Raw genomic sequence first — 22,767 nt, 5'->3', positions numbered from 1 at the left:
ACTTGAAATGGAGATCGTTTGTGAAGATTTTCAAAAGGCGTTATCGAAAATAAAATTGCTACGAGAAAACGCTAATATAATAGAAGAAACTGTTCAAAGAAGTGTAAGAGAGATCGTTCAAAATGTAAGGGAGAATAGGGATGAGGCCCTATCTTTTTATACAAACAAGTTTGATGGTGTAAAGATGAAAGAGTTTCGTGTAAGGGAAGAAGAAATAGAACGAGCGAGTATGTTCGTAGAAAATTCATTTTTAGAAGCGTTACAAGAGGCGAAGAAAAACATTATATCGTATCATGAAAAGCAAAAAAGGCAATCTATATTCGATTGCGAGAGTAAAGGCATCATTAGGGGACAAATTATTCGGCCGTTAGAAAATGTAGGAGTATATGTGCCAGGGGGAACTGCTTCGTATCCTTCGTCAGTATTAATGAATGTATTACCAGCGAAACTCGCTGGTGTGAAAAAGATTGTAATGGTAACACCGCCGAGAGAAGGAGGAATTGATCCACATATTTTAGTTGCCGCAAGTCTTGCAGGGGTAGATGAAATGTATATGATAGGTGGTGCGCAAGCAATTGCTGCTTTAGCATACGGGACGGAATCGATTCCGAAAGTGGATAAAATAGTTGGACCAGGAAATTTGTACGTCGCTCTAGCAAAACGAGAAGTGTATGGAATAGTAAATATCGATATGATTGCTGGACCATCAGAAATTGTAGTTATCGCTGATGAAACCGGCAATGCAAAATATATTGCTGCTGATTTATTATCACAGGCAGAGCATGACGAGAGAGCGACAGCAATTTGTATTACAACGAATATAGAGTTAGCAAAAGAAGTAGAAAAAGAGATAGAAAGACAGTTAGAAACATTACCAAGAAGCGAAATTGCACGTGAATCGATAAATAGAAATGGAGCCATTTGTATCGTTCCCTCTTTAGATGAGGCACTACAATTATCGAATGAAATCGCCCCGGAACATTTAGAGTTACATATAAAAGAACCGATGAATGCACTAGCTTACGTGAAACATGCAGGATCTATCTTTCTTGGACCGTATGCGCCGGAACCACTTGGCGATTATGTAGCAGGACCGAATCATGTGTTACCGACAAGTGGAACGGCAAGGTTTTTCTCACCGTTATCAGTCGATGATTTCGTGAAAAAATCAAGCTTTCTGTCTTATACAGAGGAAGCGTTAAGAGATGTACAACATCACATTGTAGAACTTGCGAATAAAGAAGGGTTACATGCGCATGCGAGAGCAATTCAAATAAGATTTGAGGAGGAAGAATAATGCGTGAGTCCAGTCAAATACGTGAGACGACAGAAACAAAGATAAAATTAAGTTTGCAGCTTGATGAAGGAAAGGATGTTTCTGTACAAACGGGAGTTGGATTTTTTGATCATATGCTAACTTTATTTGCAAGGCATGGAAGATTCGGTTTGCAAGTGGAGGCGGAAGGCGATGTATTTGTTGATGCACATCATACAGTTGAAGATGTTGGAATTGTGCTTGGAAATTGTTTGAAAGAAGCATTGCAAAATAAAGAGGGGATTAACCGTTATGGCTCTGCTTATGTACCGATGGATGAATCTTTAGGTTTTGTCGCAATTGATATAAGCGGACGCTCGTATATTGTATTTCAAGGAGAATTAACGAATCCGAAGCTAGGGGATTTTGATACAGAACTAACAGAAGAATTCTTTAGAGCAGTTGCTCATGCTGCAAATATTACATTACATGCTCGCGTTTTATATGGAAGTAATACACATCACAAAGTTGAAGCATTATTTAAAGCATTTGGTCGAGCGCTTAGGGAAGCAGTTGATAAAAATGCCAACATTACTGGTGTAAATTCAACGAAAGGGATGTTGTAATTGATTGCTATTATAGATTATGGAATGGGAAATATTCGTAGTGTAGAACAAGCATTAAAATATATTGGAGCAGAGTACATCGTAACGAGTGATAAAGAAGAGATTTTTAGAAGTGATGGAGTGATTTTGCCAGGAGTAGGTGCATTTCCAAAAGCGATGGATGTATTGGAAGAAAAAGATTTAGTGTGTGTATTAAAAGAAGTCGGGCGTTCAGGAAAACCGCTTCTAGGCATTTGCTTAGGAATGCAACTTTTATTTGAAAATAGTGAGGAACTACAAGACTGTAACGGATTAAGTTTATTGCCAGGTGTTATTCGAAAGCTAAAAGTCCCTTATAAAATTCCACATATGGGATGGAATGAGCTAAAGAAAGAGGGAGAAATAGCGCTTTGGAATGGAGTAGAGGACGGTTCATTCGTATATTATGTCCACTCTTATTACGCAGATTGTCCTAATGAAATTGTATATGGAATAAGTGAATATGGATTGAAAGTACCTGGTTTTGTAGCGAAAGGAAATATATACGGCGCACAGTTTCATCCTGAAAAAAGTGGTGACATTGGGATGCAAATGTTGAAAAATTTCAAAGGGGTGGTAGAAGCATGGAAATCTTCCCAGCTATCGATTTAAAAGAGGGACGATGCGTTAGACTGTATCAAGGAGAGTTTAGTAAAGAAACAGTAATGAATGAAGACCCGGTTGCGCAAGCGATTATATTCGAAAAATCAGGAGCGAAAACACTGCATATTGTTGATTTAGATGGTGCAATTGCTGGGGAGTCAGTAAATTTGCTCGTTATTGAAAGGATTTGCAAGGCAGTACGTATTCCAGTGCAAGTAGGAGGAGGTATTCGATCACTTGTAGCGATAGAGAAGTTATTGTCAGTAGGTGTAGATAAAGTGATTTTAGGAACAGTTGCTCTTTATGATAAGGAATTTTTAGAGGAAGCAGTTCGTCTATATAAAGAAAAAATCATTGTTGGAATTGATGCGAAGAATGGTTTCGTAGCAACGAGAGGCTGGCTCGACGTGTCTGAAATTTCTTACATTGATTTAGCGAAGCAAATGGAGAATGTAGGTGTTCAAACGATTGTGTTTACAGACATTTCGAAAGACGGAACACTTGCAGGGCCAAATGTAGAGCAATTGGAGTTACTACAAAAAAGTGTTACTATTCGTCTTATTGCTTCTGGAGGAGTGGCATCTATTCAAGATGTGAAAAAATTAAATGATATGAATATATACGGCGTCATAATTGGTAAGGCTCTTTACGAGAAAATGATTAATTTAGAAGAAGTGTTAGAGGTAACAAAGTTATGTTAGCGAAACGAATTATTCCATGTCTAGATGTGAAAGAAGGGCGAGTCGTAAAAGGTGTAAATTTTATAGGATTACAAGACGTCGGTGATCCTGTTGAAATAGCTGCTTTATACAATGATGCGGGAGCAGATGAAATTGTATTTTTAGATATTACGGCAACGCATGAAGGACGAAAAACAATTATCGATGTTGTAGAACAAACAGCTTCGAAAGTATTTATTCCTCTTACAGTTGGCGGGGGGATTTCAAGTGTTAAAGATATGTACAATTTACTAAGAGCTGGAGCGGATAAAGTTTCAATTAACTCAGCGGCAGTGCGAAATCCAAAGCTAATCAAAGAAGGGGCAGAACACTTTGGCTCACAATGTATTGTTGTCGCAATTGATGCTAGAAAAATAGTAGAAGATAAGTGGAATGTATATGTGAACGGCGGAAGAGTTGATACGGGAATGGATGCAATTGAATGGGCAAAGCGCGTTACCGAGCTAGGGGCAGGCGAAATTTTGTTAACGAGTATGGATGCAGATGGAACGAAAAATGGATATGACCTTGGTTTAATAGAAGAAATTTCAAAAAGCGTTTCCGTACCAGTCATCGCGTCAGGCGGGTGCGGTCATGTTGATCACATTATAGAAGTCTTTCAAAAGACAACAGTTGATGCAGCGTTAGCGGCATCCATCTTTCATTACGGTGAGGCGACAATGCAAGACGTAAAGAGAAAATTAAGAAATGCAAACGTTGAGGTGCGGTTATGAAACCAAACTTTGCAAAAGGATTATTACCAGCAGTTGTAATGGAAGAAGGTACAAACGAGGTTTTAATGCTAGCTTATATGAATGAAGAAGCATATGAAAAAACGCTAGAAACGAAAAGAACATGGTTTTATTCTCGTTCAAGAAGGTCGTTATGGAATAAAGGAGAAACATCAGGAAATGTCCAATATGTGCAATCGCTTTATCTAGATTGTGATCAAGATTCAATCGTTGTTGTCGTAAAACAAGTAGGACCTGCTTGTCATACAGGAGAGAAAACGTGTTTTCATTATAAAATTATATAGGGGGATACATATGGGAAACGCCTTTACATTACTATTTGAAACAATTGAAGAACGAAAGAGAAATCCACTTCCTGAATCGTATACAAATTACTTGTTTTCAAAAGGAGAAGATAAAATTTTAAAGAAAATTGGTGAAGAATGCACGGAAGTAATTATCGCATCTAAAAATAATGATAAAGAAGAATTAGTGAAAGAAATGGTGGATGTATTGTATCACTGCTTCGTTTTATTAGCCGAAAAAAATATATCATTAGAAGATGTTATGGAGGAAGTGACAGAAAGAAATGGGAAGCTTTCGCGAGTAGGGGACAGAAGAGACATAGATACATTATAAGGGGGAATATAGATGAAGGTGGATTATCACATTCATTTAGAAGAAGGGCCATATTCAATAGGGTGGCTAGCTAAAATAAATGAATCATTGCAACAGTATGAACCGCTTAAAGAAGAAAAACATTCTATGGAATGGCTTGTGAAAACACAAGAACGCCTGCAAAGACGTGTGAAAGAAGGGCCATTTACAACGAAATGGATTGATTTATATTTAGAAGAAGCTTTGCGAAAAGGTATAAAAGAAGTTGGTATTGTCGATCATTTATACCGTTTTTATGAAGCGAAAGAATACTATGAAAGATATGTCGATATTAGTGATTCTAAGCTTGGTCGTTTACAGAAGGAATGGCTAGATCAAGTAAGGGTAGCATCACTACATGATTTTACAAAGGCAATAGAAGAAGCGAAAGAACGTTGGAGTAAACGAGGCGTGACGCTTAAACTTGGAATTGAAGCGGATTATTTTATTGGTGGTGAACAAGAATTACAATCTTTACTAGCATTAGGAGACTTTGATTATGTAATTGGTTCTGTCCATTTTTTAAATGGCTGGGGATTTGATAATCCAGACACGAAAGAATATTTTAAGGAGCATGACTTATATGCTTTATATGATACGTTTTTCAAAACGGTTGAGTGTGCAGTTCGCTCTCAGTTATTTGATATAATAGCTCATCTTGATAACATAAAAGTATTTAATTATCGGTTAGATGAGAATGAACAACTTTCGTATTATAAGGAAATTGCGCGTGCATTAGTAGAAACTAATACGGCAACGGAAATAAATGCAGGATTGTACTATCGCTATCCTGTGCGCGAAATGTGTCCGAGTCCACTATATTTACAAGTATTAGCTAAGCACGAGGTTCCGATTACTCTCTCCTCAGATGCTCATTATCCGCATGATTTAGGAAAATATGTGGAAGAGAATATAAAGATGTTACGTAATCATGATATTTCACACTTAGCTACCTTTACGAAACGAGTAAGAACGATGAGATTACTGGAAGAAGAAGTATCCATTTCAAAATGATCACGATTTTTTGATGAAAACTCTCCTTTTTGTTCAAAATAAGAAAGAATAAAAAGGAGGGTAAGAAATGGCGAAACAACAAAATAAACAAAATGTACAAAGTGCACAGCAACAAGCGTATACTTCTGAAACGAATGCTACATCTCAATCCGTTATTGAGGAACAAATTAGTGATACAGTTGCAGAAGGAACGATCGATGTGAAGCTTGGAAAAGAATCGCAAGAAAAAGCATAAGAAGAGGGGAGACTTGCATCTCCTCTTTTTTTATGGAAAAGTGTCGATTTTCAAAACTATAATCAAATTCCTTGGTTTTTATATGTGGATTTCTTACAATGAAAGATAAGAGGTATCTTATTTTCTATAGAAGAGGTGTTAGTAGTGGCGAAAATATTAGTAGCAGGAAAAATTCCAGCAATCGGATTAGAACTATTAAAGGATCATGATGTAGAAATGTACGATAAAGAGGCTTTAATTTCTTTAGATGAATTAACAGAGCGTGCAAAAGATAAAGATGCATTGTTAAGCCTACTTTCTACAAAGGTGACAAAAGAAGTAATTGATGCGGCACCTAATTTAAAAATTATTGCAAACTACGGTGCTGGTTACGATAATATTGATTACTCGTATGCCGGAGAAAAAGGCATTGCGGTAACGAATACACCGAAAGTATCAACTGAAGCGACAGCAGAATTAACATTTGCACTTCTTTTAGCAGCTGCACGTAGAATTCCGGAAGGTGATACGCTATGTCGTACAACTGGATTTAACGGATGGGCACCATTATTTTTCTTAGGCCGTGAAGTACATGGGAAAACAATTGGAATTATTGGCCTTGGAGAAATCGGAAAGGCAGTTGCAAAGCGTGCGAAAGCGTTTGGAATGAATGTTTTATATACAGGACCAAATCGAAAACCTGAAGCTGAAAGTGAACTGGAAGCAACATATGTAACATTGGAAGAATTATTACAAACAGCAGACTTTATTACAATTAACTGTGCGTATAATCCGAAATTGCATCATATGATTGATGAAGAACAGTTTAAAATGATGAAGAAAACAGCGTATATTGTAAATGCTTCACGTGGACCAATAATGCATGAAGCGGCACTTGCTCATGCATTAAAAACGAATGAAATTGAAGGAGCGGCTCTTGACGTGTTTGAATTTGAACCAAAAATTACTGAAGAGCTAAAAGGATTAAAGAATGTAGTACTTGCTCCTCACGTAGGAAATGCAACATTCGAAACGCGTGATGCGATGGCTGAAATGGCAGTAAGAAATATTTTAGCCGTATTAAACGGTGAAGAGCCTGTAACACCTGTAAATCAAAAAGCAGTAGTTACAAAATAAAAAGAAACCTTCCGAAATAGGAAGGTTTCTTATTTTTCTTTATTTGCTCTTTTAGATGGTCTTTGTCTAAGAAATTGAGATAGCATATACAAAATATATAGTGGAATAGCAATGAATAAGAAAACAGAAAAGTTACCGATCCCTGTTTGGTACATTGTGATAATGCTACCAACTAAAAATAGTGTAATAATGATGCTATATCGTGGAAGTGGTACATCTTTTAAACTTGGGATACGAATGCGGCTCACCATTAAAAATGCGAACGTTACAAAGACTGTAATAAGAACGATTTTTGGAATGATATGTGAAAATAATGTTAAGAAAGCAACAAGCCCTCCCGCTGCTGTAATCGGTACCCCAGTGAAATATTTCATTGAAGTAGAAGATGGTGTTACATTAAATCGTGCTAAGCGATATGCTCCGAAAAGAGGGAATAGTCCCGCTATGTATAGTCCGATGATTCCGTAATTGGAGAAAGATGTGTAATACATAAGAACAGCAGGTGCTGCACCAAATGTCACGACATCCGCAAGTGAGTCAAGCTCTTTTCCCATTTGTGAATCAACGCGTAATAAACGAGCAACACGCCCATCAAGACTATCTAACATCATCCCGATAAGTACTAAAATAGCAGCTGATTTATAATATCCTAAAGATGCATAGCCGATTGACAAGAATCCACTATATAAATTTCCGAGCGTAAATAAGTTTGGAATAGCTGCTCTATACAAAATCTGATCCCTTGCTTTCTGTAATAAATTCTTAATTAGTGTATGAAATTTTACTTATTTTATCATACCATAAATTTCTTCCTCATACGAAAGAAATTCCCAATTTGTGAAAGATTTCATAGAAGAATGATTTGAAAAATAAGTAAAAAAAGAAGCAACTTTTATAAAGTTGCTTCTAGTACTACTCAAATTTCGTTGTCATTGTTCCAGTTTTATAACGATTGTTAGGATCGAAACGTAATAAATCTCCATAAATGAGTTTATCGGAGAGTTTCAATTCAGTTTTTGCTTTTTCAATATTTGGTTGGCATAATGAAATGTCAGCTTCTTCACCTGTATTTCGTTTATAACACATGTTTTTTGTATACACATAATCTTCCGAAACGAAGCTACCATCACGCATTACCATAAGTGGATCTTTTTCTTTAATAAATAAGTCAGTTCCAAATTCAACGGATTGATTTGTTTTAATACCGAGTAAATGAAGTAGTGTTGGTTTAATATCAATTTGACCAGATACTTTAGAAATAACTTTTCCTTCTTGACCAGGTACATGAATAATGAGAGGGACGCGTTGTAATTGCATAGAATCAAACGGTGTAATAGCGTCTTTCCCAAGGAACTGGGCCATAGCTGCATTATGGTTTTCTGAAATGCCGTAATGATCTCCATAAATGACAATAACAGAATTATCATACAGTCCTTCTTCTTTTAACTGTTTAATAAATAATTTAAGAGCTTCATCCGTGTAACGAACGGTTGGGAAGTAGCGGTTTACAACACCACTTTCCGAATTAAACTCATCAACATATTGATCTTCTGGATTTAGAAGAAATGGAAAATGGTTTGTTAAAGTAATAAATTTTGTATAGAACGGTTGTGGTAAAGATTTTAGCTTGGGAATCGATTGTTCAAAGAACTCTTTATCTTTTAATCCCCAACCGACAGACATTTGTTCTGTGCCTACGTAATCATTTAAATTAAAGTAACGATCATATCCAAGTGCAGGATACATTACATCACGATTCCAAAACGTTTTATCGTTTGAATGGAAGACAGCAGAAGAATATCCGTATTTCTTTAATTGCTCTGGTGTAGCTGTATATTCATTTGTTGCGTGAGTAAAGAATACAGAACCGCGGTCTAACGGATAGAGTGAATTTTCAACGATAAATTCAGCATCAGATGTTTTACCTTGTCCCGTTTGATGATAGAAGTTATCGAAATAAAAACTATCTTTAATAAATTCATTTAAAAATGGAGTAATTTCTTTTCCATTTATTTTTTTATTAATAACAAAACTTTGTGTAGATTCCATGGAAATCAAAATAACATTTTTACCTTTTGCAGTTCCAAATAAGTTTTTATCAACTTGCTTATCTTTTGAGTCTGTATAGTTTTTAATTTCAGAGAACCCGTCTCCACTTGCAAATACACGTTCAGCTGAAGATTTAGATTGAAGTGTAATATCAAATAGATGATATGTGTATAAACCTAAATTTTTTACGACTGTTTGACGATCAAATGAGCGTGAGAACATTTGTGGTTTATAAATAACGGAAACAACAATTTGTAGTGCTAATAAAGCTGTTACACCGCTAAAGAAAGTTCGCTTCTCAGATCGAGAAAGCGGCGTCTTGTCACAAAATGCCGGGAATTTACGCGAAAGAAACATTAAAATAATCGCATCTGCAAATAAAAGTAATGTTTTGTACGTAAAGAGTTCTTTTATACTCGTCCCTAAATCAGCCATATTATTTGTTTGGAATAAAACTGGGAACGTAACGAAATCGTTATAAAATCCATAAAACATTGCATTTCCAAATAAAATAAAGGACAGTATAAAACTGATTCCAACTATAATGCGGTTTCGGTGTTTAGATGCAAATAAAGCAAAACCAAAAAATAAAAGTAACGCAGCTAGTGGATTAATAAAAAGCATAAATTCTTCAAAGAAATTATCAATTTTAATATCAAATGCTAGCTTGTACACAATATATGTTTTTATCCATAATAAAACGACTGCAACGAGTGCAAATCGCAGTTTTGGAAATAGACGTTGTAGCATAATATACTCCTCTCCTAAAAAGCATGACCGTTCTTGTGAGCCGGTTTGATTAGCGCCTCATTTTATATATACGAACAGTCCTTTATTATTATGTTTATTATACTATGAGTATCATTATACGAAAATAAAAGAGAGTTGTGGGCTTTTTTATAATAATTGAGTAGAAAAAGGGCAGAGGGAGACAATAAAACGGAGTTTCTATGTATGATAATTATCGTGCGCAGAAAGAATCGTGTAATAATACGGAGGTTATAATGCGAAAATTATTATATTTTATAGTATGCAGTAGTGTTATACTTTTTGCTTCACCGAGTGTGTCGGTAGCCCAATATGATGCGCCTCTTATGGAAGATGCCCTTTATTCTGTTTTATTTCCGAAAATAAATAAAGCAATTGAAAAACAATATGGGAGTTTGAAGCCTTATCAATGTCCTAAAATCATCAGTTTAAAAAAAGTGTATAGCGGTACATATTTATTTCAAGCGGTTATTGAAGTGACGAAGTATGAACAGGTTGGTGGGAAGATTGTTCCGCCATTTGAAAAAGTAACAATTACTTTTAATAATGAAGAAGGCGAATGGGAAGTGACAAAGATTTTAGTAAAGCGCTTACCAAATGATACGAAATTAAACTGTAAAAAAACAATATAAAAAATTGTTTGACAAATAAAATGGTCCTTTGGTATTGTTAATAGCAACAATTAGATGTTTGAAAATTAAATAGACTTACCTCATCTACTCTCAAAGGTAGAGGCCGCAATAGGAAAGAGTAAGCTATGGGAGATTTAATGGAATCTGTGATCATAGGTTGAAAGGGACTATTGCCGAAATATAAGAATAACCATCTTATTCATATATTGGGACTGCATTGAATAAATGTAGTACTGTCATAAGATTATTTTATGGAGAGCTATTTGGAGATGTTGATGCGGTTTCTTATTTTGAGGAGATAACAACTCGTTTATTTTTTCAATATATATTTTTCCTAATAAGAAACGCGTGTGAACATTGTTCCGCGCGTTTTTTGTCTATCTAAAAGCGTGCTGCAATGAATAGAAGATTGGGGTTATGAGTTTTAGAGGAAATAAGGGAGGAATTCAAATGTATTTACACGGCACAAGCCGAATCAATGGGCAAGGACACTTAGAAATTGGAGGGTGCGATACGACGCAGCTAGCAAAACAATACGGAACACCACTTTATGTATACGATGAAGAGTCTATTCGAGGAAAGTGCCGCGCGTTTCATCGTGCTTTTAAAGAAAGTGGGTTCTCTTATCAAGTAGCATATGCAAGCAAGGCGTTCTTGTGCATGGAGATGTGCCGAGTAGCTCGTGAAGAGAATATGTCATTAGATGTTGTTTCTGGAGGGGAATTATATACGGCGCTTCAAGCAGGATTTCCAGCATCGCGTATTCATTTTCACGGCAATAATAAAACAGAAGAAGAGATTGTGATGGCGCTTCAGGCGAATATTGGTTGTTTTGTTGTCGATAATTTCTTAGAATTAGAAATTTTGCATGATTTAGCAGGGCAACATGGGAAATTTGTGAACATATTAATCCGTGTAACGCCTGGAGTAGAGGCGCACACACATGAATATATTACAACAGGCCAAGATGATTCAAAATTTGGATTTGGCGTGTCAAATGGTCAAGCGATGCAAGCAATTGAGCTTGCTTTACAAAAATCAAATTATAATGTGTTAGGAATTCATTCACATATCGGATCTCAAATATTTGAAACGGCTGGATTTGTTCGGGCGATTGAAGTTCTTCATCAATTTTTAGAAGAAGTGAGAGAGAGAGCGAACTATGTAGTGAAAGTATTAAATGTGGGCGGAGGATTCGGAATACGCTACACAGAGTCAGATACACCATTAACTCTTGAGACATATGTGCGAGCTGTAACCAGTGCAGTGAGGGAACAATTTACAGCATGTAATTATCCCTTGCCAGAAATATGGGTTGAACCAGGCCGTAGTATTGTAGGTGATGCTGGAACGACAATTTATACAGTTGGATCTGTGAAAGACATTCCTGGTATTCGGAAATATGTATCAGTGGATGGTGGGATGACTGATAACTTAAGACCTGCTTTATATAACGCGCGTTATGAAGCGATGTTAGCGAATCGAGGAAATGATGAGAATGAGGAAGTCGTTTCGATTGCTGGGAAATGTTGTGAGAGTGGAGATATGTTAATTTGGGATATTACTCTACCGAAAGTTGCTTCTGCCGATTTACTAGCAATTTCTTGTACAGGGGCATACGGGTACTCGATGGCGAATAATTATAATCGGATTCGTAGACCAGCTGTCGTCTTCGCGAAAGGCGGCACATCACAAATTGTTGTAGAGCGCGAAACATATGAAAATATTATTGGGAACGATCGCATACGTATTAAAGAATTGGTTTAAAATGAGGAAAAAGGAGTTGTTCGGATGGACAATTCCTTTTTTATAAAATAAAATAATTAAAATATATCGGAAAACTAGGATTGAAAAAAATCAGAATTGTGATAAAATACAAATACAAAGCTTATCAAGAGAAGCGGAGGGAACTGGCCCGACGAAGCTCGGCAACCTGCTTATAGAAAGCAAGGTGCTAAATCCAGCAAAATGGAATCCATTTTGAAAGATAAGGTAAAATATATTACCGAACAGTCTTTTCGAAATGGGAAAGATTTTTTTTATGAATAAAAAGGGGGGGCTGTTCGCGTGAGCGTACGGGAACATTTTGAGGAAGTATCTGAGAAAATTCAAGCGATGCTTGCTGATATGAAATATGGTTCAATTACAATTGTTGTGCAGGATGGGAAAGTCATTCAATTAGAGAAAAGTGAAAAAGTACGTTTAAAGTAAAAAGCGCTGACTAGAAAAACTAGAGGCGGTTTTAACCTATTTTATTAGGTTAAAACCGCCTTTTTGCTTTTACAGGGGGAAAAAACATGTTGACGTATGAAACGTGGGAAGAAAATAATGTTTCATTTTCAGAAGAAGATGAAACAAAAGGCGCGCTATCTGTTTTAAGTTGGGCTTATAAAGAATATGAAAGTGAAATTGTATACGCATGTAGCTTTGGAGTGGAAGGGATGGTACTACTGCACCTTATAAACCAAGTAAATCCATCTGCTAAAGTTGTATTTTTAGATACAAATGTTCATTTTCGCGAAACGTATAAATTAATTCAAAAAGTGCGGGAACGATTTCCTTCATTAAATATTATAGAAAAACAGCCGGAACTTACACTTGATGAACAAGCGAAGTTGCATGGTGAGAAATTATGGGAAAGTAATCCGAATCTTTGTTGTAAAATTAGAAAAATTTTACCGTTAGAAAAATCATTAGCAGCAGAAAAAGCGTGGATATCGGGCTTAAGGAGGGAACAATCAGAAACACGTAAGCATACAAAGTTTATAAATCAAGATCATCGCTTTCAATCTATTAAAGTTTGTCCACTCATTCACTGGACGTGGAAAGAAGTGTGGCGATATGTATACAAACATAGCTTGCCGTATAACCCGCTCCATGATATTGGGTATCCAAGTATTGGGTGTGAGAAATGTACGTTACCTGTAGGAGAGGGTGGCGATTCGAGAGATGGTAGGTGGGCCGGGAAAGTGAAAACAGAATGTGGTCTTCATTACCAATAAGATGAATTTGAAAATAAAGCTAAGAGAGGGTATAGAAAATGAGTACAAGAAACGAATTAATAAATCGAATAGACGAGACATACGACGTATCACAAATTGAAAAAGAAATTGGGCTAGACAACATTGCATTAAGTGATTTAGAGCTATTAGCGACAGGGGGATATAGCCCACTTACAGGTTTTTTAGGAAAGAAAGATTACGATTCGGTCGTAGAAACGATTCGTTTAGCTAATGGGAGCGTTTGGAGTATCCCCATTACATTACCGGTAACAGAAGACGTAGCAGAGAGTCTGAAAATTGGAGAGGAAGTAAAGCTTGTCAGTGATGGAAATATATATGGTGTCATTCAAATAGAAGATATTTTTGTACCAGATAAAGAAAAAGAAGCGTTACTTGTATATAAAACGACGGATGAGGCTCATCCAGGAGTGAAGAAGTTATATGAGCGACCGAACGTTTATGTCGGTGGAGCTATTATTCTTACAAAACGTTTTGAAAATAATCCATTTCCTTCTTATCATTTAGATCCAATTGAAACGAAAGAAGAATTTAAGAAACGTGGTTGGAAAACAGTAGTCGGATTTCAAACGAGAAACCCGGTACATCGTGCTCATGAGTATATTCAAAAATCTGCTCTTGAAATTGTAGATGGCCTCTTTTTAAATCCGCTCGTTGGGGAAACGAAGTCGGATGATATTCCTGCTGATGTAAGGATGGAAAGCTATGAAGTATTACTTCAAAACTATTATCCGAAAGATCGTGTCTTTTTAGGTGTATTTCCTGCAGCGATGCGTTACGCAGGACCGAGGGAAGCGATATTCCATGCATTAGTTAGAAAGAATTTTGGATGTACTCACTTTATTGTAGGACGCGATCATGCAGGGGTAGGAGATTATTACGGTACTTATGAAGCGCAAGAAATTTTTACAAACTTTACAGTGGAAGAGTTAGGAATTACACCGTTATTTTTTGAACATAGTTTTTACTGCACGAAATGTGAAGCGATGGCTTCGACGAAAACATGCCCGCACGGCAAAGAAGATCATGTTATTTTATCGGGTACGAAAGTAAGAGAGCTATTAAGAAATGGTGAGGTTCCGCCAAGTACATTTAGTCGTAAAGAAGTAGTAGAAGTACTAATTAAAGGTTTGAAAAAAGAAGTAGTAACAGAATAAGGAGAGAATGAGATGGATACAAATATTACTTGGCATACAGCATCTGTTTCAAAAGATGAGAGAAGAGTAAGAAATGGGCATCATAGTTTTGTAGTTTGGTTTACTGGTCTATCAGCTTCAGGTAAATCTACGGTAGCGAACGCAGTTGCTCGTAAACTATTTGAAAAGAAGATTGGAAACTATGTACTAGATGGGGATAATATACGCCACGGTTTAAATAAAGACTTAGGTTTTTCTGAAAGTGATCGTATGGAAAATATAAGACGGATTGGTGAAGTGGCGAAGCTATTTGTAGATCAAGGTACTGTTGTTCTTACAGCGTTTATTTCACCATTTCGAGTAGACCGAAAACAAGTTAGAGATCTATTAGCGGCAGATGAGTTTATAGAAGTGTTTGTAAAGTGTCCAATTGAAGAGTGCGAGAAGCGTGATCCGAAAGGGCTTTATAAAAAAGCGAGACAAGGTGATATTAAAGAGTTTACTGGTGTTGATTCACCGTATGAGGAACCAGAACAAGCAGAATTAATTGTAGAAACGCACAAGTATTCTATTGAAGAATGTGCAGAACAAATCGTGAAGTACTTACAAGAGCGTAGTTTTATATAGGGGGATAAAAAATGAGTTATGAAAAAGTATGGGCTAACAATGAAAAATTAAATCAAACTGAGAAAAATAAATTAAAAAAAGATGGATTGGAAATCTTTAATGATATTCCTTACTATGCAGAGAATGGCTTTGAATCTATTCCGAAAGAAGAGTGGGATGCCTTTAAATGGGCAGGGTTGTATTTACAAAGACCGAAAGAAGCTGGTTATTTTATGATGCGTGTAAATATTCCGTCAGGGATTATTACGAACACGCAGGCAGAAGTGCTTGCTTCTATCGCTGAAGATTATGGGCGTGACGTAATAGATATTACGACAAGACAGGCGATTCAGTTTCATTGGTTAGAAATTCATCAAATTCCAGATATTTTTAAAAGATTAGCAAGAGTTGGGTTATCTTCAGCTGGGGCTTGTGGTGATATAACGCGTAATATTACAGGGAATCCACTTGCTGGCATTGATGCAAATGAATTATTTGATACAACGCATATTGTGAAAGAGGTATATGACTACTTCCAACATAATGAAGAGTTTTCTAACTTACCACGTAAATTTAAAATGTCTATTAGTTCTAACATTTATAATTCAGCAAACGCAGAAATTAACTGTGTTGCGTTTACACCTGCTACGAAAGAAATAGATGGTGAGAAAAAAGTTGGTTTTCATATAAAAGTAGGCGGTGGATTATCAGCTCGTCCATATTTAGCTGATGAATTAGATGTATTCGTTTTACCAGAAGAAGTAAAGACGGTAGCGATTGCAATTGCTACGATATTCCGTGATTTTGGATACCGTGAAAAACGTCATTTGGCTCGTTTGAAATTTCTTGTTGCAGACTGGGGAGCGGAGAAATTTAAAGAGAAACTAATAGAGTATGCAGGACCATTGCAAAGTAGAGGAGAAAGTGCTCTAAAAGGCTGGAATGCTGGATACTTTTATGGTGTTCAAGATCAAAAACAAGATGGACTAAAATATGTAGGTTTTAATGTGCCGGTAGGACGTCTACATGCAAAAGAAATGTTTGAGATTGCAAAAATTGCTAAGCAGTATGGAAATGGACAGATTCGTACATGTAACTCGCAAAATTTCATTATTCCGAATGTTCCGCCAGAAAATGTAACGGGTTTACTGAATGAACCGTTGTTTGAAGCAATATCAGCAAGTCCGAAATCGTTTATTGGTCATGCGGTTTCCTGCACTGGTATTGAATATTGCAATCTTGCTTTAGTAGAAACGAAAGAAAGATTGCGAAAAATTGCCGAATACTTAGATACACAAATTGCACTCGATGTTCCGATTCGTATTCATATGGTAGGATGCCCGAATTCATGTGGTCAACGTCAAATTGCTGACATTGGATTACAAGGGGTGAAAATGAAAACGAAGGAAAAAGGAATTGTTGAAGCATTTGAAATATATGTAGGTGGAACGTTGTTAGATGGTGGTGCTTACAATCAAAAGTTAAAAGGGAAAATAGATGGTGAGGAGCTACCTGATGTACTGGCATCATTTATAAGTTATTTCAAAGAGAATAAATTACCAGCTGAAACGTTTTATGATTTTGTCGGTCGTATCGGTGTAGACACATTACAAATAGCGTTAAATACCGTATTAGAAGAAGTAATAGCGTCTTAGGAGGGACAATATGGATTTATATCGATTTGAAGCCGTGTTAGTGAATAGTATTGTTCCGATTGTTGTCGTTGCTCAAAGTGAAGAACAGGCATTTAAGCTCGCGGAGATGGAGCTTGAAAAGCATTTTTTACCGCTGCCAGAAGTAAAGGAAATTTCTCTATTTGAAAAAAAGAAGATTCGAAAAGGTGCGGCATTTGTTATTCATGAGTAGGGAACAGGTAATAGGAAATGATGAAAACTTCCATTCGTATATAAGGATGGAAGTTTCACTTTAATAGTAGAAATGAGGAGAGATGATGGGGAAGGTTTATATCGTTGGAGCAGGTCCTGGTGATCCAGATTTAATTACTGTGAAAGGATTGAAATGTATTGAGAAAGCAGACGTTATTTTATACGACCGTCTTGTAAATAAAGAGTTGCTTTCATATGCAAAGCCTGAAGCGGATTTAATTTATTGTGGAAAGCTACCAAATTATCACACGATGAAGCAAGAGACAATTAACACATTTCTTATTAAATACGCGAAAAAAGGAAAAGTTGTAACGAGGCTAAAGGGTGGGGATCCATTTGTATTTGGTAGAGGGGGAGAAGAAGCTGAAGCGTTAGCGAAGCAAGGGGTGCCTTTTGAAATTGTTCCTGGTATTTCAGCTGGAATAGCTGCTCCTGCTTATGCTGGCATTCCAGTGACACATCGTGATGCGAGTGCAAGTTTTGCTATTGTGACGGGGCATAGGAAAGAAGATGCTGAAGAGGAAGTGAAGTGGGAACATTTAGCGAAAGGTGTAGAGACTTTAGCCGTATATATGGGGGTTAGTAATTTACCCTACATATGTGAACAACTGATGAAGTATGGAAAAGATACAAGTACGCCTGCTGCTATTATTGAGCGGGGAACGACTTCTATGCAGCGCACAGTTGTCGGGACGTTAGGGACAATTGTAGATGTTGCGAAAAAAGAACAAATTCAAAATCCGAGCATGATTGTAATTGGAGAAGTGGTCCGTTTTAGGGAAAAGATCCATTGGTTTGAGAAACAGACGGAAAGTACGTATCAAGTAAGCGGAGTGTTATAAAATGAAAGCCATCTTATATATATGTCATGGAAGTCGTTTGAAAGCCGCTAAAGAAGAAGCGATTACGTTTATTACGTCATGCATGAACCGTGTAGAGGCAAGTATTCAAGAAGTTTGTTTTTTAGAGTTAGCGAGTCCAACGATTGATGAAGGGTTCCGTACATGTGTGAGTCGTGGTGCTACAGAGATTATTGTTATTCCAGTTTTTCTATTAGCGGCAGGTCACGTGAAAAAAGATATCCCGTTTGAATTAGAAAAGTTAAATAATCAATTTTCAAGTGTTAAAGTGACCTATGGTAATCCGTTTGGTGTATCAGAAACACTCGTTAAATCAGTGTATAACGGAAGTGGTATCGAACAGGAAGATAAGAATGAAGTGACGTTACTTCTCGTTGCAAGAGGTAGTAGCGATCCTGAAGTATTAAAAGATATAAACTGGATCGCTTCTTTATTTCAAACGGAAGAGAAAATTAAAAAAGTAGAGGTTTGCTATTTAGCAGCTGCCGAGCCGAAATTTGAGGAGAAGTTAAAGGAAGTTGTAGAACGAAAAGAAAAGAATATCGTTGTACTGCCTTACTTATTATTTACCGGTTTACTTATGAAACATATTGAAAAAGAAGTGCGCCAATATGAGTCGGATGAGATAAAAATAAGTCCTTATTTAGGGAAGAATGAAGCGTTTCAATATATGTTAATTCAGAAAACGAAGAAATTATTGAAGGGAGATCAATATGTATCCACTTACAGTGCGAGTTGAGAAGAAACGTGTTGTTGTCATTGGTGGAGGGAAAGTCGCGGGATTTAAAATTATTCCTTTATTAAAACAAGGTGCGGATATAATTGTGATAAGTCCTGAATTGGATGCGAATTTAGTGAAACTAGTGGAAGATAAGCAAATTCGTTGGTATCAAAGGGAGTATGAAAAAAGTGATATTCAAGGTGCTTTTTTAGTTGTTGCAGCGAGTGGCGATGCCGTATTAAATGAACAAGTTGCTGAAGATAGTGCAGAGAATCAATTAGTAAATGTTATTACGAACCCGGAAAGTGGGAATGTTCATTTTCCGGCGGCGATTCATCGTGGATTACTGAATGTGGCTGTTTCTACTGGAGGAGCGAGTCCGAAACTGGCAAAAAAAATTCGTGATGATATCGCAAATAAATATGATGAGGCGTATGAAGCGTATCTTGATTTTTTATACGAAGTTAGAATAAAAGTGAAAGAATTACAAATAGAGAAAAAGCAGAGAAATATATTGTTGCAAGAAGTGTTAAAATCGATATACATTCAAAATGAACAAAAAAGAGAATTGTTTTTACAAGAATTAGAGAGAAGAGTTCATATAGGATAATGAATAAATTGTACTTTACAACTATAAAAATATAATTTATAATCACAAGTAACTTCAATAGATGAAATCGATGAGCAAGAAGAGTACGTATATTTGATACGGTCAGAGAGCTGGGGTAAGGTGTGAGCCCGGTACGATAAAATATACAGAATGGGCTTGCGAGAGGTATGTTGAACATTGTAGTAGGCAACCCGGGTTCCGCCGTTAAAAGGATAGAGTATCGGAATTTTTCCTGTACTTGAACAAGTGGGATTTATCAATCCAATTGAGGTGGTACCACGGTATTTACATTACATATATCGTCCTCTACATGCATATTTGCGTGTAGGGGACTTTTTTATTTTCTAAAGGAGGTGTGCGAGTATGAAATGAAAGTGTATAATTAACAAAAGTTTAAATATTCAGAAAAGGAGAAATTATGATGAAAGAAACACAGCAATGGACGTCGAAAATAGGCTTTGTACTCGCAGCAGCCGGAGCCGCAGTAGGTCTTGGTGCCATATGGAAATTTCCATATGTTGCAGGTAATGGTGGGGGAGGCGCATTCTTCCTTGTATTTTTACTATTAACTTTATTTATAGGTATGCCACTTCTTTTAGCTGAATTTGTTATTGGACGTAGCACGCAAAAAGAGGCAGTTACAGCATATAAAGTATTGGTGCCAAATAGTAAGTTATATCCTTGGATTGGTCGCATGGGAGTTGTTACTTGTTTTAGTGTACTATCATTTTATAGTGTTGTAGGTGGATGGATTTTACTGTATTTATACTATAGTGTTACAGGAAGCTTCTGGAATGGTGTTGTTGATTACGGGAAATTATTTGGTGAAACAATTTCAAATCCAGTAAGTGCGATTGGAGCACAATTTATCTTCATGCTTTGCACTATTTTTGTTGTAAGTAAAGGTGTCGAGAAAGGGATAGAAAAAGCAAGTAAGTATATGATGCCGCTATTATTTATTTTGTTTATTGCGATTATAGTTCGTGCTTTAACACTCGATGGTGCTTTTGCTGGAGTAGAGTTCTTCTTGAAACCAGATTTTTCAAAGCTAACAGCAGATACGATTTTATACGCGATGGGACAATCGTTCTTCTCGCTAACAGTAGGTGCTTCAGTAATGGTCACGTATAGTTCGTATTTGAAGAAAGAAGAACATTTAGCTAAATCAGCAACATCTATTGTAAGTTTAACTGTTTTTATTACAGTGCTTGCAGGATTAGCAATTTTCCCGGCGATTTTCGCATTAGGCGTTAAGCCGACTGAAGGACCAGGACTACTGTTTATCGTCCTTCCAGCAGTATTTGCAAAAATACCATTTGGACAATTTTTCTTCATTATGTTTTTAGTTTTATTCTTCTTTGCAACGTTAACATCTGCGATTTCTATGCTTGAAATTGTAGTAGCATCTGTTGCGAAAGATAATGAGAAAAAGCGTCCGTCAGCATCATTATTAATTGGTATTCTTATTTTTGCAGTTGGAATCCCGTCAGCATTATCGTTTGGAATTATGAGTGATGTGAAAATATTTGGTAAGACATTCTTTGATTTCGTCGATTTTTCGGTAAGTAATGTATTACTGCCGCTTGGCGTACTAGCCATCTCGCTATTCGTACCAAATAAAATGAGTAAAGAAATGTTAATGAAAGAATTAGAAGTTACGGAAACGAAAGGGAAAACATTATTTAATATTTGGTTCTTCTTGCTTCGTTATGTTATTCCAGTAACGGTAATTATTGTATTTTTAAATGCGATAGGCGTATTTAAAATGTTTGCATAATAAAAAGACGGAGAAATCTCCGTCTTTTTATTATGTTGTAGGTGTATTTAATAAACGATTATATGCTTTATAGGCTGTGACGACTGCGATGAATGATCCGATTAAAAATAATGCGGAGCCGCCAAATGTAAATATCCGGCCGATATACGTCTCTCTAGCTTCTTCTATTTCTTGTAGTAATTGTGTATTCATAGTTGATCACCCCATAAACTATAGGCATTTAGTTTTAGTCTATGTGGAAAGCCTATATTGTGTGAAGTATAAATAAAAAACTCGGTATGCACCGAGTTTTTTATAATCCAATATAAGGAGAGGGGTCAACTGCGTTTGTTTTGCCGACATTCCATTCTCCAAGGTGAAGTTCGAAGTGTAAATGTTGTCCGTATGATTGGCCAGTATTCCCCATAAATCCAAGTTGAGTGCCTTGTTTTACAGTTTGTACATTTGATACAGAACGGCTACTCATATGAGCATATACTGTCGTGTATGTTTTTCCGTTTATACGGTGAGATAAGTAAACAACATTTCCGTAACTAGATGATAATTCTGAGCGAATCACAACGCCGTCAGCAGCGGCAATAATTGGAACAGTTCCTGAAGCTGCGATATCGATTCCTTTATGGTTATCTATAGAGCGCACGCCAAAACCAGAAGTTTTTGATCCAGCTGCTGGCTTAATAAAGCCGCCAATATTTGTATCGTGTGGTGTTGGAGCTGCTTGAGCTGTTTGAGCAGATGTAGTAGCTTGTTTACGAGCTTCCTCTGCCTTACGTGCCTCTTCAGCCTTACGAGCTTCTTCTGCACGTTTTTCTTCTTCAATTGCTTTTTGAACGGCTTGACGCTGATTTTCTAAAATACCTTTGGATTCTTCTAATCCTTCAATCTCTGAATCTACTTTTGCTACTTTCGTATGTAGATCGCTAATAAATGTTTGCTGTTGTTGTTGATTCGTTTGCAACTCTTGTTGTTTTTGAACTAATTTCTGTTCAGCTTCTTTTAGTTGTTGCTCTTTTTTCTCAACAGCCTCTTTTTCTTTCGTCACAGCATTTTGATCAGTTGTTTGTTTTTTCACAATATCAGTATCGTTGTTTAAAATTAAGCTTACAGAGTACATATTATCAACAAGATCAGCGATATTTGTAGAAGTTGTTATTACCTCTGTAATAATATTTGTACGAGGTTTTTCTTGCATAGATTGTAAACGTTGCTTAATAACTTCCTGACGTGTATCTATGTTTGTTTGTAATTGCTCTATATGTTTCTTTTTTTCAGTGATTACTTGTTGAGTTTTACTAATTTCTTTTTTCGTATCGTTTAATTCAGCTTCGTTTTTATTAATAGAAGTAGTTAAATCGTCAATTTTCTTTTGTAATTCTTGAATTTCTTTTTCTATTTGGTCTTTCTCAGCTGATTTATTTTGTAAGTCATTTTGTTTTCCTTCTAATTCAGATTGAATATTAGATAATTTATCTTGATTCGTTTCAGCGTATACGGGTGAAAGTAGCGGAGAAACAAAAATCGTTCCTGCTGCTAAAACACTAAACGCTGCAAATTTCTTTTTCATGGTTGTCTGGCTCCTTTCCCTATGAATGTTATATATCATAAGAAGAAGAGTGTCTATCGTTGTAATCATAATGTAAAGAAAATTTTATAAAATTGCTAAGTTTTGTCGGAATTTATCATCTTTTAATGATAATTGTCATGTTGGATGCGTTTTTTAATTCGTGC

At 36.3% G+C, this 22,767-nt stretch carries 26 protein-coding genes, 2 riboswitches and 1 other annotated feature; of the genes, 22 read left to right on the top strand and 4 right to left on the bottom strand.

Features of this window, described 5'->3' with window-relative positions; all coding sequences use genetic code 11:
• Positions 1-7: 7 nt before the first annotated feature.
• The 10 genes from hisD (at position 8) to K5S59_RS21225 (ending at position 6,974) form a co-directional block, all read left to right on the top strand.
• Positions 8-1,297, top strand: a complete 1,290-nt coding sequence (gene hisD / locus K5S59_RS21270) for a histidinol dehydrogenase (RefSeq protein WP_000406984.1) — start codon at positions 8-10, stop codon at positions 1,295-1,297.
• The gene (hisB, locus tag K5S59_RS21265) at positions 1,297-1,881 is read left to right on the top strand and encodes an imidazoleglycerol-phosphate dehydratase HisB (RefSeq protein WP_001209293.1); all 585 of its coding nucleotides are present in this window, start codon (positions 1,297-1,299) and stop codon (positions 1,879-1,881) included. The genes hisD and hisB overlap by 1 nt, the downstream gene beginning before the upstream one ends.
• Positions 1,882-2,511 (top strand): imidazole glycerol phosphate synthase subunit HisH, encoded by a 630-nt coding sequence (hisH, locus tag K5S59_RS21260; RefSeq protein ID WP_000560349.1) that lies wholly within the window; start codon positions 1,882-1,884, stop codon positions 2,509-2,511.
• Positions 2,484-3,203, top strand: coding sequence for a 1-(5-phosphoribosyl)-5-[(5-phosphoribosylamino)methylideneamino]imidazole-4-carboxamide isomerase (hisA, locus tag K5S59_RS21255; RefSeq protein ID WP_000402308.1), 720 nt, complete (start codon positions 2,484-2,486; stop codon positions 3,201-3,203). Before hisH ends, hisA begins: the two co-directional genes overlap by 28 nt.
• Entirely contained in the window at positions 3,197-3,955 is a 759-nt protein-coding gene (hisF, locus tag K5S59_RS21250; RefSeq protein ID WP_000880094.1) for an imidazoleglycerol phosphate synthase cyclase subunit, read from the top strand. Before hisA ends, hisF begins: the two co-directional genes overlap by 7 nt.
• Complete coding sequence (hisI, locus tag K5S59_RS21245; protein ID WP_000803954.1) at positions 3,952-4,257, top strand: phosphoribosyl-AMP cyclohydrolase; 306 nt, start codon at positions 3,952-3,954, stop codon at positions 4,255-4,257. The genes hisF and hisI (K5S59_RS21245) overlap by 4 nt, the downstream gene beginning before the upstream one ends.
• A gap of 10 nt (positions 4,258-4,267) precedes the next feature.
• On the top strand, positions 4,268-4,591 hold the full coding sequence (hisI, locus tag K5S59_RS21240; protein WP_000525958.1) for a phosphoribosyl-ATP pyrophosphatase: 324 nt from the start codon (positions 4,268-4,270) through the stop codon (positions 4,589-4,591).
• A 12-nt stretch (positions 4,592-4,603) separates the two neighbouring features.
• Positions 4,604-5,623: a histidinol phosphate phosphatase domain-containing protein gene (locus K5S59_RS21235; RefSeq protein ID WP_120449733.1), complete on the top strand. Its 1,020-nt coding sequence runs from the start codon at positions 4,604-4,606 to the stop codon at positions 5,621-5,623.
• Positions 5,624-5,690: 67 nt separating this feature from the next.
• Entirely contained in the window at positions 5,691-5,858 is a 168-nt protein-coding gene (locus tag K5S59_RS21230; protein ID WP_001118891.1) for a DUF4025 domain-containing protein, read from the top strand.
• Between the two features lie 144 nt (positions 5,859-6,002).
• Positions 6,003-6,974 carry an NAD(P)-dependent oxidoreductase gene (locus tag K5S59_RS21225; protein WP_001062818.1) on the top strand — a complete coding sequence of 324 codons (972 nt, stop codon included), beginning with the start codon at positions 6,003-6,005 and terminating at the stop codon, positions 6,972-6,974.
• Between the two features lie 29 nt (positions 6,975-7,003).
• Here the strand turns inward: K5S59_RS21225 and pssA are convergent, their stop codons facing one another.
• Entirely contained in the window at positions 7,004-7,705 is a 702-nt protein-coding gene (gene pssA / locus K5S59_RS21220; protein WP_000285414.1) for a CDP-diacylglycerol--serine O-phosphatidyltransferase, read from the bottom strand.
• 181 nt (positions 7,706-7,886) lie between these two features.
• Entirely contained in the window at positions 7,887-9,773 is a 1,887-nt protein-coding gene (locus K5S59_RS21215; RefSeq protein WP_000941719.1) for an LTA synthase family protein, read from the bottom strand.
• A gap of 254 nt (positions 9,774-10,027) precedes the next feature.
• Here K5S59_RS21215 and K5S59_RS21210 point away from each other — a divergent pair, with 254 nt between their 5' ends.
• From K5S59_RS21210 to K5S59_RS21155, 12 genes are all read left to right on the top strand, one after another.
• Positions 10,028-10,423 carry a DUF3888 domain-containing protein gene (locus K5S59_RS21210; RefSeq protein ID WP_001228835.1) on the top strand — a complete coding sequence of 132 codons (396 nt, stop codon included), beginning with the start codon at positions 10,028-10,030 and terminating at the stop codon, positions 10,421-10,423.
• 89 nt (positions 10,424-10,512) lie between these two features.
• Positions 10,513-10,693: riboswitch (Lysine riboswitch) on the top strand.
• A 180-nt stretch (positions 10,694-10,873) separates the two neighbouring features.
• Positions 10,874-12,190, top strand: coding sequence for a diaminopimelate decarboxylase (lysA, locus tag K5S59_RS21205; RefSeq protein ID WP_000280653.1), 1,317 nt, complete (start codon positions 10,874-10,876; stop codon positions 12,188-12,190).
• 118 nt (positions 12,191-12,308) lie between these two features.
• Positions 12,309-12,417, top strand: a riboswitch (SAM riboswitch).
• A gap of 73 nt (positions 12,418-12,490) precedes the next feature.
• Positions 12,491-12,634, top strand: coding sequence for a YezD family protein (locus K5S59_RS21200; protein ID WP_000116163.1), 144 nt, complete (start codon positions 12,491-12,493; stop codon positions 12,632-12,634).
• Between the two features lie 86 nt (positions 12,635-12,720).
• Complete coding sequence (locus tag K5S59_RS21195) at positions 12,721-13,425, top strand: phosphoadenylyl-sulfate reductase (RefSeq protein ID WP_000959002.1); 705 nt, start codon at positions 12,721-12,723, stop codon at positions 13,423-13,425.
• Between the two features lie 38 nt (positions 13,426-13,463).
• Complete coding sequence (sat, locus tag K5S59_RS21190; protein WP_000107511.1) at positions 13,464-14,600, top strand: sulfate adenylyltransferase; 1,137 nt, start codon at positions 13,464-13,466, stop codon at positions 14,598-14,600.
• Positions 14,601-14,612: 12 nt separating this feature from the next.
• Positions 14,613-15,206 carry an adenylyl-sulfate kinase gene (cysC, locus tag K5S59_RS21185; protein ID WP_000380516.1) on the top strand — a complete coding sequence of 198 codons (594 nt, stop codon included), beginning with the start codon at positions 14,613-14,615 and terminating at the stop codon, positions 15,204-15,206.
• Positions 15,207-15,217: 11 nt separating this feature from the next.
• On the top strand, positions 15,218-16,840 hold the full coding sequence (locus K5S59_RS21180) for a nitrite/sulfite reductase (RefSeq protein WP_120449735.1): 1,623 nt from the start codon (positions 15,218-15,220) through the stop codon (positions 16,838-16,840).
• 10 nt (positions 16,841-16,850) lie between these two features.
• A complete protein-coding gene (locus K5S59_RS21175; RefSeq protein ID WP_000366917.1) occupies positions 16,851-17,051 on the top strand; it encodes a DUF3906 family protein in 201 nt (66 codons plus the stop codon).
• Positions 17,052-17,136: 85 nt separating this feature from the next.
• Positions 17,137-17,913: a uroporphyrinogen-III C-methyltransferase gene (gene cobA / locus K5S59_RS21170; protein WP_000521272.1), complete on the top strand. Its 777-nt coding sequence runs from the start codon at positions 17,137-17,139 to the stop codon at positions 17,911-17,913.
• Between the two features lies 1 nt (position 17,914).
• Positions 17,915-18,670, top strand: coding sequence for a sirohydrochlorin chelatase (locus K5S59_RS21165; RefSeq protein WP_000644350.1), 756 nt, complete (start codon positions 17,915-17,917; stop codon positions 18,668-18,670).
• Positions 18,645-19,262, top strand: a complete 618-nt coding sequence (locus K5S59_RS21160) for an NAD(P)-binding protein (protein ID WP_000283333.1) — start codon at positions 18,645-18,647, stop codon at positions 19,260-19,262. Before K5S59_RS21165 ends, K5S59_RS21160 begins: the two co-directional genes overlap by 26 nt.
• 61 nt (positions 19,263-19,323) lie before the next feature.
• Positions 19,324-19,572 (top strand) — a binding site (T-box leader).
• Positions 19,573-19,683: 111 nt separating this feature from the next.
• Entirely contained in the window at positions 19,684-21,039 is a 1,356-nt protein-coding gene (locus K5S59_RS21155) for a sodium-dependent transporter (RefSeq protein WP_000665452.1), read from the top strand.
• Between the two features lie 30 nt (positions 21,040-21,069).
• Here the strand turns inward: K5S59_RS21155 and K5S59_RS21150 are convergent, their stop codons facing one another.
• Both K5S59_RS21150 and K5S59_RS21145 read right to left on the bottom strand, forming a co-directional pair.
• Positions 21,070-21,231: a hypothetical protein gene (locus K5S59_RS21150; protein ID WP_002071034.1), complete on the bottom strand. Its 162-nt coding sequence runs from the start codon at positions 21,229-21,231 to the stop codon at positions 21,070-21,072.
• Between the two features lie 100 nt (positions 21,232-21,331).
• A complete protein-coding gene (locus K5S59_RS21145; RefSeq protein ID WP_220784086.1) occupies positions 21,332-22,603 on the bottom strand; it encodes a murein hydrolase activator EnvC family protein in 1,272 nt (423 codons plus the stop codon).
• Positions 22,604-22,767 lie beyond the last annotated feature (164 nt).

Source organism: Bacillus sp. BML-BC051 (genome assembly GCF_019656175.1).
Classification (GTDB): Bacteria; Bacillota; Bacilli; order Bacillales; family Bacillaceae_G; genus Bacillus_A; species Bacillus_A mobilis.
This window is presented reverse-complemented; position numbering and strand designations above follow the sequence as displayed.